Origin of the sequence: Chitinophaga sp. S165, assembly GCF_003182155.1 — a bacterium.
Taxonomy (GTDB): Bacteria; Bacteroidota; Bacteroidia; order Chitinophagales; family Chitinophagaceae; genus Chitinophaga.
In genome coordinates, this window is the sequence record NZ_QGTG01000001.1 from 1,675,844 (window position 1) to 1,688,675 (window position 12,832).

General features: G+C 46.0%; 13 protein-coding genes. 5 read left to right on the forward strand and 8 right to left on the reverse strand.

Translation table 11 applies throughout. The annotated features are described in order from the left end of the window. Positions 1–2: 2 nt before the first annotated feature. Positions 3–983, forward strand: a complete 981-nt coding sequence (locus tag C7475_RS06110) for a glycosyltransferase family 9 protein (protein WP_110052831.1) — start codon at positions 3–5, stop codon at positions 981–983. On the opposite strand, the gene C7475_RS06115 is transcribed toward C7475_RS06110, so the two are convergent. From C7475_RS06115 to C7475_RS06135, 5 genes are read right to left on the reverse strand one after another with little or no spacing between them, the layout of a single operon-like run. Then, positions 948–2,066 (reverse strand): glycosyltransferase family 9 protein, encoded by a 1,119-nt coding sequence (locus C7475_RS06115; RefSeq protein WP_110052263.1) that lies wholly within the window; start codon positions 2,064–2,066, stop codon positions 948–950. The two genes, C7475_RS06110 and C7475_RS06115, sit on opposite strands and share 36 nt — an antisense overlap. Continuing rightward, positions 2,066–3,550, reverse strand: coding sequence for a D-glycero-beta-D-manno-heptose 1-phosphate adenylyltransferase (rfaE2, locus tag C7475_RS06120; protein WP_110052265.1), 1,485 nt, complete (start codon positions 3,548–3,550; stop codon positions 2,066–2,068). The genes C7475_RS06115 and rfaE2 overlap by 1 nt, the downstream gene beginning before the upstream one ends. Further along, positions 3,522–4,121 (reverse strand): HAD-IIIA family hydrolase, encoded by a 600-nt coding sequence (locus C7475_RS06125; RefSeq protein ID WP_110052268.1) that lies wholly within the window; start codon positions 4,119–4,121, stop codon positions 3,522–3,524. The genes rfaE2 and C7475_RS06125 overlap by 29 nt, the downstream gene beginning before the upstream one ends. After that, the gene (locus tag C7475_RS06130; protein WP_110052270.1) at positions 4,118–5,386 is read right to left on the reverse strand and encodes a glycosyltransferase family 1 protein; all 1,269 of its coding nucleotides are present in this window, start codon (positions 5,384–5,386) and stop codon (positions 4,118–4,120) included. The genes C7475_RS06125 and C7475_RS06130 overlap by 4 nt, the downstream gene beginning before the upstream one ends. Positions 5,387–5,401: 15 nt before the next feature. Then, positions 5,402–6,442: a glycosyltransferase gene (locus C7475_RS06135; protein WP_110052273.1), complete on the reverse strand. Its 1,041-nt coding sequence runs from the start codon at positions 6,440–6,442 to the stop codon at positions 5,402–5,404. Positions 6,443–6,873: 431 nt separating this feature from the next. Here C7475_RS06135 and C7475_RS06140 point away from each other — a divergent pair, with 431 nt between their 5' ends. From C7475_RS06140 to C7475_RS06155, 4 genes are all read left to right on the forward strand, one after another. Next, positions 6,874–8,031, forward strand: coding sequence for a zinc-dependent alcohol dehydrogenase (locus tag C7475_RS06140; protein ID WP_110052275.1), 1,158 nt, complete (start codon positions 6,874–6,876; stop codon positions 8,029–8,031). Positions 8,032–8,268: 237 nt separating this feature from the next. After that, the gene (locus tag C7475_RS06145; protein WP_110052277.1) at positions 8,269–9,789 is read left to right on the forward strand and encodes an FAD-dependent oxidoreductase; all 1,521 of its coding nucleotides are present in this window, start codon (positions 8,269–8,271) and stop codon (positions 9,787–9,789) included. A 91-nt stretch (positions 9,790–9,880) separates the two neighbouring features. Then, positions 9,881–10,384: a CinA family protein gene (locus tag C7475_RS06150; protein WP_110052279.1), complete on the forward strand. Its 504-nt coding sequence runs from the start codon at positions 9,881–9,883 to the stop codon at positions 10,382–10,384. Positions 10,385–10,431: 47 nt separating this feature from the next. Next, positions 10,432–10,656 (forward strand): hypothetical protein, encoded by a 225-nt coding sequence (locus tag C7475_RS06155; RefSeq protein ID WP_146217489.1) that lies wholly within the window; start codon positions 10,432–10,434, stop codon positions 10,654–10,656. A gap of 43 nt (positions 10,657–10,699) precedes the next feature. Here the strand turns inward: C7475_RS06155 and C7475_RS06160 are convergent, their stop codons facing one another. The 3 genes from C7475_RS06160 to C7475_RS06170 form a co-directional block, all read right to left on the reverse strand. Further along, a complete protein-coding gene (locus C7475_RS06160) occupies positions 10,700–11,104 on the reverse strand; it encodes a putative quinol monooxygenase (protein WP_110052283.1) in 405 nt (134 codons plus the stop codon). A gap of 174 nt (positions 11,105–11,278) precedes the next feature. Beyond that, on the reverse strand, positions 11,279–11,842 hold the full coding sequence (locus C7475_RS06165; protein ID WP_110052286.1) for a hypothetical protein: 564 nt from the start codon (positions 11,840–11,842) through the stop codon (positions 11,279–11,281). 411 nt (positions 11,843–12,253) lie between these two features. Next, a complete protein-coding gene (locus tag C7475_RS06170; RefSeq protein ID WP_110052288.1) occupies positions 12,254–12,631 on the reverse strand; it encodes a response regulator in 378 nt (125 codons plus the stop codon). Positions 12,632–12,832 lie beyond the last annotated feature (201 nt).

Here is a 12,832-nt window from a genome sequence, read left to right on the forward strand (position 1 = left end):
TGATGCCAGAATCAATTAGTAAAATTGCGGTCTTCCGCGCGTTGCAATTAGGAGATATGTTATGTACGGTCCCGGCGTTGCGGGCACTACGTACTGCATTTCCGGAAGCGCATATCACGTTGCTGGGACTGCCCTGGGCAGCATCTTTTGTGGAACGCTTTTCCAAATACCTGGATGCGTTCGTACATTTTCCCGGTTATCCCGGCCTGCCTGAACAACAGGTGGTACCTTCACAGTTCCCGTCATTTATGGCGGCCATGCAGAAACAACGGTTCGACCTGGTATTGCAGATGCAGGGAAATGGTTCCATCGTGAATCCAATGATCGCGTTAATGGGTGGACGATATACGGCCGGTTACTGGCGCCAGGAAGATGGTTGCCCGGATGCCGGCCTTTTTCTCGAATACCCGGAGGATGTATCGGAAATAGAACGACATCTCCTGTTGATGGAATACCTGAATATTCCTGAACAAGGCTCACACCTCGAATTTCCTATTACAGCAAAAGACATGGACGACTTCAATAAGCTGGACCTGCCACTGGAAGCACAGGAGTACCTGTGTGTACATCCGGGATCGAGGGGCAGCTGGCGCCAATGGCCGCCACACATGTTTGCTGCTATGGCAGACGAATTTGCGGAGAAAGGTTGGAAAATAGTACTGACAGGTACTAAAGAAGAACGCCCGCTTACAGAAACAGTTGCAGGCCTGATGAAACATACGTCGATCAATACAGCAGGTCTTACCACATTAGGCAGTCTGGGAGTACTGATCAAAAATGCACGGGCGCTTTTATCAAATTGTACCGGCGTCTCGCATATGGCCGCAGCATTTGAAACCCCCAGTGTGATCATCAGTATGGATGGAGAACCTGTGCGTTGGGCGCCACTGAATAAACAATTACATTATACGATTGACTGGACGACCGAACCGGATTATGAGATCGTATTAAGACAGGGCATGCGGCTCCTCGAAGCTACCTGAAGATGCCGCTGTCAATTCGAGCAATGCCTTAGTCACTTCCATTATGTTATCAGGAGTAGCAAGTGGTAAATCCTCTGCAGAAAAAGATCTGTATACATATTTCACTACCTCGTTCCTGCTTTGTAAAGCGGCAGGAACATCGAAGTATAACACCATGCTGGCAACACGCCAGGGCGTATGCTGCGGATTAGTCAACGCGTACAATACCACTACAGGCGTATGCACTGCCGATGCAATGTGAATAGTGCCGGTGTTTACAGATAATAACAGCGGCGTATGTTTTATCAGGACGGTCAGTTCTTCCAGGTTAAACAATCCTGCAGCAGAAAACGCGCAGCCGCCTATTCCCTTTGCGATCTCCTGCGCTTCAGTTATATTGTTCTTCCCTGTTATAAGCAGCTGACAACCTGTTGCTGCAACTATCTTCCTTCCTGCATTGATCCAATCTCGTACAGGGTACTTCCGCTTTTGTTCGGAGACTTCCGGATGTAATATGATCCATGGTTTCTGCGGGTCCATTCCCAGCTCCTCCAGTTTTCTTTCTACCTCCGGCCACAATATTCCATTTCCCTGAATGCTCAGACGAAGGTCCTTCGTGACGGCGCCTACCTGTGCTACCAGTTCAAGATCGCGTATTACCTGGTGCCTGATGAACGTATAAGGTTCTTCGTCGGGCACCCAATGTGTCAGTAACTGATAAGGGTTTTCCCTGCAATAAGCCAGTCTGAGCGGTATTTCGGCCAGGTATGCCAGCATAATAGAAGGCATGGGGTTCTGACTATATACAGTGAAGATAACAGCTGCATCGAAGTTATATGCTTTCAGCTGTTTTACCATTTGGTTGAACTGGCGTGCATCCGGAGTTCCGTTTACCTGTACCCAGGGTACGTCAAATACGATAGCGTCGTCTATTTCGGGTATCTGCGGCACCACTGCCGCGCCCATAGAAGAAACGAGTACCGTAATATGACAGTTAAATGTTTGCTTTAAGGCCCTGATCGCAGGTGTGCTCATTAACAGATCGCCTATGTTATCCGGCCGTATACACAAGATACGGCGGCATTTCTTCCATTCGTTTTCCATTATGCCTCCGCTACTTTTAAAGCAGGTGTTGTATAAATACGTTTAATGATCAGCGTAGTTGAACGATCAGGTACGAGTGGCAGCAATACCACTTCTCCTCCAAATTCTTCTACCGCTGCTGCTTCCGGCAGGGACTCCCTGCTATAGTCGCCGCCTTTCGCGAAAATGGAGGGCCTGATGATGCGGATCAGCGATTCCGGTGTATCATCTGTCTCATTGCCGAATGAAATAACATGCGCGACAGCCCCGAGGCCTGCCAGTACCTGCACACGGTCATTCAGGCTGTTTATAGGCCTCTCCTCTCCTTTTAAACGTTTGATACTCTCGTCTGTATTGACACCCACAATAAGGATGTCTCCCAGGGACGCCGCCCTTTCCAGGTAACTGACATGCCCGCTGTGCAGGATATCAAAGCAGCCATTTGTGAACACGATCTTTTTACCCTGCGCTTTATACATTTCGCAAAGTGCATCCAGCTCTTCCTGGTCACGAATGTATTTATCCTTCATAGAGAAGTAAGCGATCAGCTCTGACTGTTTACAGTAAGCGGTATTGCTTTTGCCGATCGCAACTGATGCTGCGACACCTGCTATTTCAGCGGCAGCCGATGCACTTGCACCCGCCAAAGCAGCCAGCGTGAAGGCGCTGATGTAAGTATCTCCGGCACCAGATACGTTCGGATTATTCACAGGACGTGCTGCAACATGGCAAAGCAATTTATCTTCACGGAAGATAAGCGCCCCTTCGTCATCCAATGTTAATGCTGTGATACCAGCTCCTGTAACTGCGAACACTGCATGCCCCATTTCTTCCAGCTGTTGCGCTTTGGAAAATGGCTGTTCCGGCAGTTCCAGCATGGCCATCATCTCCTTATAATTAGGTTTCGCAAGCGCGGGCTGTAAACATTTATACTGTTGCAGCTTTTTGGCATCCGCTGCAATGAATTTCCCGTGCTGCTCATTTAACCGTTGCAAAGCGGCAATGATACGCGGCGTCATCACGCCCTTATTATAGTCAGCGATCACGATCGCATCATGTAATGGAAACTCTCTTTCCAGTACCGCTATGAACTGTGCTTCACAGTTTTCATCAAGTGGTACCTCCGTACCTTCATCGTACCTGGTGAGCAGTTGCTGCCCGGCAATGACACGTGTCTTTATCATCGTGGTGCGGCTTTCACAACGAACCACTTCATCCCTGATACCTTCTTTCTTTAACAGGTCGCCAGCCAGTTCTGCACCGAAATCATCCCCTATCAGGCTGACAAAGGTGACTGTTGCCCCCAGTTGGCGCAGGTTAACAGCGGTATTGGCGCCTCCTCCCAATACGGAGGTATGTGAACTGATATCCACCACGGGCACCGGTGCTTCCGGCGACAAACGTGTACTGGCGCCCCGCAGGTAAGTGTCGATCATCAGATCGCCCAATACCAATACAGCAGGCTGCATAAAAGTTTTAATCAACGTTTGATATATAAGTTCCATGTTTCAGATTTTCCGTAGTATGATTCACAATAAGCCGGGCAGCCTCCAGCAGGTTTTCCGCTATATATAAAGGTTTATTCAACGTATTCATTTCCCAGACAGTTTCATTCCCGTTATTCAGTAGTACCGACTGACAGCCAGCGCGGTTTCCCGCTTCAACATCATTCAGAATGTCACCTATCATCCACGACCCGGGAAGGTCCAGATCCAGCTCTTCAGCAGCCTGCACCAGCATACCAGGCAATGGTTTCCGGCATTCACAGGTGACTGCGTACTGTACTATTTTTCCGGCAGGATGATGCGGACAGTAATAAAACCCTTCTAATACGATCTCGTGTTCATACAATAATCTCTCTAACCTCGCAATAACCGGCAGCATTTCTATTTCCCTGAAATAACCATGAGCGATCCCTGCCTGGTTTGACACAACGATCAATACATATCCTTCATCCTGCAGCAGGCGTAACCCTTCAATGGCGCCGGAGGCCAGTACGATCTTGTTGGGATCCGCATTGTAAGGCACATTGTCGATCAATGTTCCATCCTTGTCTATGAATATTGCTTTTCTCATAAGGAAATGCTTTGTGCGGTTTCGAAGTCTGTAGGACGGGCAATGACATCACTCCCGATGATACGTTCGTACGCGGCTTGCATATCTGTCGCAACCAGCTCCCAGGTGAACAGCTTATTCACCCTTCTTATCGCGTTGTTACTCATTTCGCGTAACAATGCAGGCGAGCGAAGTAATGCATTGATCGTACTGGCTAGTGCATCCGGATCTTTAGGAGGTACCAATGCTCCTGTTTGTCCGTTTGCCACACTGAACTTGATTCCTCCCACATTACTGCCTATCACCGGTGTGCCGCATGCCATCGCTTCCAACGGCGTAATACCGAAGGGTTCATACCAGGGTGTGGTAATGAAGAGATCAGCCGCAGCATAATAATATTTCAATTCCTGCCTTGACTTTTGTCCGGCGAAATACACCTTGTCCCCTACTCCTAACTCGCGGGCCAACTGTTGCAACCGCGTCAGTTCTGCTGCAGTATCTGCATCTCCCCCCACGATGAGCAGCCTTACTTTTGTTCCTCCACACTTCACTTTAGCTAATGCAGCTATCACATTATCAACGCCTTTCCTGGGTACCATCCGCCCCAGCTGCAACAGGACCCTTTCATCATATGGCAGCCCCAGTAATGACCGGGCCATTGACTTGTTCACCGGATACAGCTCTTCGGTATTAACACCACACGGAATGATGACGATCTTTTCCGCAGGTGCATTATAGTAGTTCATAAGATCTTCTCTGTCCTGCGGGCATTCGGCAATGATCAGGCTTGCTTCCTTCACCGCCTGCTCTTCAATAGCGATGCGTTCTTCCGGGAAGCGGTCATTGCTGCCCTGATGGATGCGACGGATATGACCTAAGGCATGAAAGGTAACTACGAAAGGTGTTCCCAGTATTGCTTTCAGTTCCATTGCCACCAGTGCTGACATAAAAAAATTAGCGTGTATCAGGTCATAAGACAGCTGTTCCTGCACCATGAACCGGATCATATCTGCTTTGAAAGCAGGCATGTATTGCAGCAGTGTTTCCTTCGGTATATCTTCCGGTGGTCCTGCATTCACGTGAATGATCCTGATACTGTTGCTGAAGGATACTACTTCAGGCAGCTCTTTCTCTTCCCTTCTTGTAAAGATGTCGATCTGGAATCCTTTCGCGGCCAGTTGCCTGGCTACTTCACCCACATAGACATTCTGTCCGCCCGCATCTGCACCTCCCAGGGCTGCCAACGGCGAGGCATGTTCACTGATGAAAGCAATCCTTCTTCCCATATATTTATTTTTAGATCAGATATCACTGGCAATAGCGTTATCGGACTCGATTGCCTGCTTTCCAAATAGTTGGTCATTATAAATTATCTCATTTATGTTCCCGTTGCATACAGTATTAAAAAGTCTTTCCCAGTCGGCCGTAAAGCGATGTATATTGAACCGTTTCATTGCGGTAGCCTTCGCTGCTTCTCCCATCTGTGCAGCCAGTTCAGGTTCATTCAGCAAAAGCTTCATCTTCTTAATAAGGTAGTTGACATCAGTGTGTATGAATCCGCTCTTGCCGTTTTCAATGACCGTTACCAGTTCGGTAGTAGCTAATCCGATAACGGGCATGCCCTGCATCATCGCTTCACATACAGCAAGCGCGAGGCTCGTATGCCGTACAGGATGGAAATAAAATCTGTACCTGCTTCTGAAGGAAGGCAACTGCGGATGTAATACTTCTCCCAGTCCTTCTTCACCGTTACCCATTCCTACGAGATCGACCGGCAGTATATTACGCACCTGCTGATAGATGTCCCAGCCAAGTCCCCTGCCGCGCTGCGGCAAATGATTGATCGTAACAAGTCCTTTAGCTAATTCTCCGGTGTAAGGAATATCAGGCGTATTTACACCATGTTCAATAACAGTAGCTGGTGTACGGTTATTATCCCACATCAGCCGGTTATAGTGGGTTACATGCACAAGGCAAATACGGCGGTCGTTTACAACATGTCTTGTCGTAACCGGGTTCTTTGCCGGCGTGTTATGCTCCAGATAAATTCGCGGTAACCTGCGTTGCGCGGGTGAGAGCACTTCATACTGATCTACCAGGTAGTCTTTGGTAGACTGATAAAGGATCACATCGAAGTCAAAATCCTTTACCATCTTCACCGGGATCTCATGCACGTTATCGCCGAACGGGAATGTTTTTCCTTTCCCATAATAACCGGGTGTCCGTTGCTCGTTGACAGGAATATAGATGTCATAATTTCCCTGAGACAGGTAATACAGGTAGCTTCCATGGATATGCCAGGTAAATATCTTAAGCCGTGGCTTTTGCTGCGTAGTCGTCATTATATTTAATTAATAGGATTGACAGTGGTAACAGAATTTGCTTATTGACCCCACAATGTGTCTTTTGCTATTCCTCGACATTCTCTTCTAACTCCAAGATGGTTCAAAAGCAAGATCAATAAGCAAACCAAACATGGGCTGCCGGAAATAATTGATTTTTAGACAATTATTTCTACTATTGAATATTGGATGTAAGTACTGCACAGAAGCGCTTACACGGCGGGCGCTGCCGGATTGCAAAGAAAAACTGTTATTATAAACTGGTGCAACAGACGCTGCACCCCAATTGCCCCAAGAGTTCTACACTTAATGTAACCTGTTCACGTTTCAAAGAATGTATATATATCCGATGTTTGAGGATAGCCATGGCACGATTTTCCACGCTCCTATATGTTATCTGCAACTTTTTCTTACCAGTAAATTATCATCTTATGAAGGCAGCCGTATTTCATAAAATCGGGGACATTAGTGTTGACAATGTACAAGACCCTCGCATTGAACATCCGGAAGATATTATCGTGAAAGTCACGTCCACCGCTATTTGCGGCTCAGACCTCCATATTTACGATGGCTTCTTTCCACAGTTGAAAGACCAGGTAATGGGACATGAGTTCATGGGCATTGTAGAAGAAACAGGCCCGGGTGTTTCAAAGATCAAAAGAGGCGACCGCGTAGTAGTACCTTTCCCTATTGCCTGTGGTCATTGCTTTTTTTGCAATCATGAATTGCCTACTCATTGTGAGAATAGTAATGTAGAACATTATGGTCCGCAGGGAGACATGACTTCAGGTAAAGGTGGTGGTCTGTTCGGATACACTGATCTCTACGGCGCTTATGCCGGTGGTCAGGCGGAATATGCACGGGTGCCATTTGCGAATTTTGGTCCGCGGGTAGTGCCGGATAACCTGACTGACGAGCAGGTGTTATTCCTTACTGACATCTTCCCTACAGGCTGGTCTTCTATTGACTGGGCGCAGCCAAAAGGTGGTGAGACTGTTGTTATCTTCGGTTCCGGCCCTGTAGGATTAATGGCACAGAAGTCTGCCTGGTTGCAGGGCGCTGGTCGCGTAATTGCTGTAGATCCGCTACCTTATCGTCTTGATATGGCGAGGAATGTTAACCGTGTAGAAACGATCAACTCTTCCGAAGTAGATGCTGTGCAAACGATCTACGATCTTACACAGGGTCGTGGCGCAGACATCTGTGTGGATGCTGTGGGTATGGAAGCGGACAGGAGTTTCTTCGAAAAAGTGAAAGCGGTTGTCAACTTTGAGAAGGGCACACCGAAGGTAATAGAAGATTGCTTTAAGGCTGTTCGCAGGGGAGGTACTGTAACGATCGTTGGTGTTTACGGTAGCCCTTATGATAACTTCCCTGTGCAGCGGATCTTTGATAAAGGTATTACTATTAAGACCGGTCAGGCGCCGGTGCAGAAGTACATTGACCATCTTATATCTTTAGTGTCTTCCGGGAAGGTCACGTTAGATGATATTATCACACATAAACTGCCACTCTCGGCGGCCAGTGACGCATATGATATTTTTAAGAAGAAAGAGGACAATTGTGTGAAGGTGATATTACAACCCTGATCTCTTTCAGGGAACGGCTTTAAAGAACAGCGGGTTCAGGATGGATGTCCATCTGAACCCGCTGTTCTTTAAAGCATCAGGTTGAGCTATAACCTTTCGGTCTTTAAGACTATATTTTTGCTAACAGATCTCCCAGGTACTGCCTACCTCTTTTTCCAAATGATTTATGACACGAATGATCTCTCCCTGAACAGGCATGCTAATTGATTCATTTACAGCGAACCAAACTGCAATAACATGATACAGAGAGATGGCGCACTCACCAGTTTATGGCAAGGGAATACAGCTCCTTATATAGTTTCGAACAGACCCGATAAAAACATAGTTTATGATGTGATCATTGTTGGAGGTGGTATTACAGGTATCAGCACAGCTTTACTGTTACAGGAGGCAGGCAAACAGTGCCTCGTGCTTGAAGCCGTTGAGATCGGCTATGGTACCACGGGTGGTACAACTGCACATCTGAACACGTTACTGGACGTTCCTTATTATGTTATTGCAAAGAATTTTGGAGAAGAAAACGCTGCACATGTAGCGGAGGCGACTGCTGCTGCCATCAGCCTGATAAAAAATAACGTGCAGCGTTTCAACATAGATTGTGGATTTAAAGAGGCAGATGCATATCTTTTTGCACAAGATGAAGAACAGGAAAAAGAACTTGAGAAGATCCGTGATACATCGGCAAAGGCTGGGCTGGATATCACCTATATAGACGGGACACCAGTTCCCGTTCCTTATACAAAGGCTGTGCGCGTTAAAGGACAAGCTAAATTCAGTCCGCTGGAATATGTACATGGTATTGCAAAGGCATTTGAAGATGCCGGCGGCGTCATTCTGCAAAACTGTAAAGTTATTAATACAAGCAGGGAAAGTACACTGAAGGTAGAGACAAATGCCGGTATTTTCTCTGCTGTTGATCTTATTTATGCTACTCATATTCCTCCCGGTATTAATCTGCTACATTTACGTTGTGCTCCTTACAGAAGTTACGCAATGGCTGTTACACTGAAAGACGGCACTTACCCCGAAGAACTGAGTTATGACATGCATGATCCTTACCATTACTATCGCAGCCAGGTAGTGAAAGGTGAAACATATCTTATCGTCGGCGGTGAGGATCATAAAACCGGGATGGAAGAGAATACTGAAAAGTGTTTTCAGCGACTGGAAAGCCATATCAGGAAATACTTTCCGGTGAAGGAAGTCGCCTATAAATGGTCTTCCCAGTATTTTGAACCCGCAGATGGCTTGCCATACATCGGATATCTTCCTGGTGCAGAAGATCATATCTATGTGGCTTCCGGTTATGGCGGTAATGGCATGACCTATAGCTCTGTTGCAGCTTTGCTGCTTAAGCAGATCATCCTACAGGAAAAACCTGCTCTTGAAAAACTTTTTGATCCTAACAGGATAAAACCCATCGCAGGATTCACCAACTTCGTCACACACAATACAGATGTTGTTAAAGAGTTTTTCGGTAAACTGTTCTCTGGTGAAGAGATCACCCAGCTGGCGGAACTAGCCCCTGGTGAAGGAAGACTGGTAGAGTACCACGACCGGAAAATTGCGCTTTATAAAAATGAAGAAGGACGCCTGTATGCGCTCAACCCAAACTGTGCGCATATGAAGTGTGATGTAAAATGGAACCAGGCTGAAAGATCATGGGATTGTCCCTGCCATGGCGCCCGGTACAATTATGACGGCAAAGTAATGACAGGTCCGGCGGATAGCGACCTGGAAGGGCTTGCACTGACTTAAGGAATGTTCGAGATCATCAGATTGGAGAGTAAAAGTATGACAAGATCATCTGAAAAATAAACGAGACGAGTGAAGAAAAAAGAAGTGATATATGATTGACTACGGTTATGATATCGATACGATAAACAGTATTTCCGACATACTTAAGCACAAATACGAAACACTGGCTGTAGCAGAAAGTGTAACAGCCGGTCAGCTACAAGTCGCATTTTCTCTTGCAGAAGGCGCCACACAGATCTTCCAGGGCGGCATCACCGCCTATAACATCGGGCAAAAATCAAGACATCTGCTGATCGATCCTATTCATGCAGGAAATTGTAACTGCGTATCGGAGAAGGTGGCAGATCAGATGGCCGCACAGGTGATATCGCTCTTTGCGGCAGACTGGGGCATTGCTATTACAGGATATGCATCTCCTGTTCCCGAACAGAATATCCATGACTTATTTGCTCACTATGCTATTTATTATAGGGGCAAGTGCGTAAAACATGAACGTATTACATCGCCCAATAATGATGTATTGACTGTAAGGCTGCATTTTACCAATACGGTATTAAAGAAGTTCTACGAGACCTGCCGACAGATCGGCATCTGATGCAGTACGTGGAATAATCTTTGCGGCCTTTCTAAAAAACGTGTCTTATGGAAAGAATGTCACTTGAAAAAGAAACCGTACATATTGATTACACCGCAGAAGGTGTTCCTGAATCGGTAAAAAACTTTCGTCCGACGGTATTCAGAGATGGGGACAATTACTGCGTAATCCTGGGAACTGACAAAGAAACGGGGGTATTCAGTTGTGGTGGATCCATAGAAGAAGCGCTTCAGGAATGGGACCGTGCCTACCAGGATAAAAAGAGGAAATAAATCATCATAACAAAATAATTGAGGCAGCTTATAGTAGTTGCTGTTAATCAGATTTTTTTGCATTACCTATCATAGTCACATCTACGAGCTCAAGTTTTTGCACCATGTTTTGCACGGTTGTTTTGTACTTCGTGAAATGTGGTGTAGTGATATGATAACGATAGGCTACTGAGTCTGCGTAGATTTCCAGGATAGTAATATGTGATGGATCTTTTTTGTCGGCAACCGCAACATAACTCAACACACCGGCCTCCAGACGTACCGCTGTTTGCATTTGCTCTTTTAATGCTGTATTATATGCGTCCAGTTGGGCTGGGTCAACCTGTATTTTGGCGATCCGGACCATTCTATTGTCTGTCTGGGCGTTAGCGGATGGGCAAACCATCAGGCTAAATATGAAGGCCCACATTAATAACAGGAGGCTGTATCCTTTTTTGTATTTTTTCATTCTGATAAATTTGTCAGATCCTGCTCCCTTGCGGCAAAGCCAGCATCAGGTAAAGTTGTTATTCTCTGAAACGGCAATATACTGTTTAGTTCAATTTTTTGAAAGTAAAAAGCGAAAGCGCCTCATTTTCAAGATGAGATGCTTCCGCTTATTCATTGAAATTATTGAGATTTATCAGGGTGTGCCTTCAGTCATGTTGTCGTTATCGACGCCGCCCCTGCTGTATGTATTATTCTCTTCGTCTTCCGCTCCGATGTCTTCATTATCGTCGTCCAATTCTGTGCCTGGCACATCGAGATCCGCTCCGGAAGTTTCTTCTCCGAAGCTTCCTTCATTCAGTGGATCACCATCTTCATCGGTGCTATCCAAAGACGCTCTTCTTAGTGCATCTGCGTCTTCTTCTCCCGGTGTTACATTGGCGCTTGTTTCCAGGTCCTGTATTTCCTCATCGGTGACATCCGCATCATCATAGTCATCATCTTCATCGTCATCGTCTATATCATCTTCATCATCCTCATCGTCCAGTATTCCTTTTCCTTCTTCATCGTCTGATGAGATGGTTGTATCTGCCAATTCGCCGAGTGGTGGTACGATCACATGTTCCTGCCCCGGGATATCAGATACGTCGGGCAGTGACATTTCTATTTCTTCTTGCTGCATTTTCTGTTCATCCTGCGGACTGTCCTGTAGATCCAGGTTTTCGGCACTGCTTTTAACACGTGTGAATGCTTTTTCCATATAAAAGATTTTTAGTTTTTATTTCCCTGATCTTTCGTTTTGCTTCCTGCCTGGAATATCAGGTAGGTAACAACGATGATCACTACAAACAATAGCGCAATTGCTGGAACTAACATAAGCTATCGGTTTAGAGGATGTATCACAAATAATCTGCCATGCAGGGAATGAAGCCTGCTAATGGCATAGCGATGCACTTTCATATGGTAATTAGCCGAAAGGCTGCAAGCGCGGCAAGGAGCCGTGGATGAAATACCCTTTTATGTAATAAATGCGGGGATGTTTATGCACAGGTAGTTACTGACGTGAACTTTCGGGTAAGGTTCAGTCTGACATTCATGGAATGACTAATGTATAGCTCATTCCTGGGCTGTTAAGATAAGCGCAGTATTAACATGTTGGAATAACGGGGTTTTATACTTCGGCAAAAAGATACTTTAATTCTTTCACGAGGTCATACACTGAAGCTGGCTTTTGTATGCAGCGAAAGGCGCCTTTGATCATCGCTTCCCGTTGCATATCAAAATTAATGCAGGTGGAATACATGATCACAGGAATGTGCTGCAGTTCTTTCTTCTTTTTGATCTCTGTGAGGCACATCAGTCCATCAGCACCAGGCATATTGTAATCCAGCAAAATGAGATCAGGTTTTGTAATTCTTAAAACGCCATAGGCCTTTTCGGCTCCTTCCGCCCAGTCACATGTGCTGTCACTACCGGCCATTTCTACTGCCTCATTAAGAATACTAATTTCATCGGCGTCGTCATCGATCAGAAGTATGGACTTTATCATAGCAGAAAAGTTAACGCATTCAGACAATCAAAGTTCCGGGATAGTGGCTATCCGTTGTTATGTTATGCAATCAGGTGTGTTTCTCGTATAAGGGGTACAATCATTCCAGGGATGAAAAGAAAGAAGAATGCAGAGCATTCAATTATAAGACCCGAACAAAGCAAAAACGGCTAATGGTTAAAACCGTTATAGAATTAAATT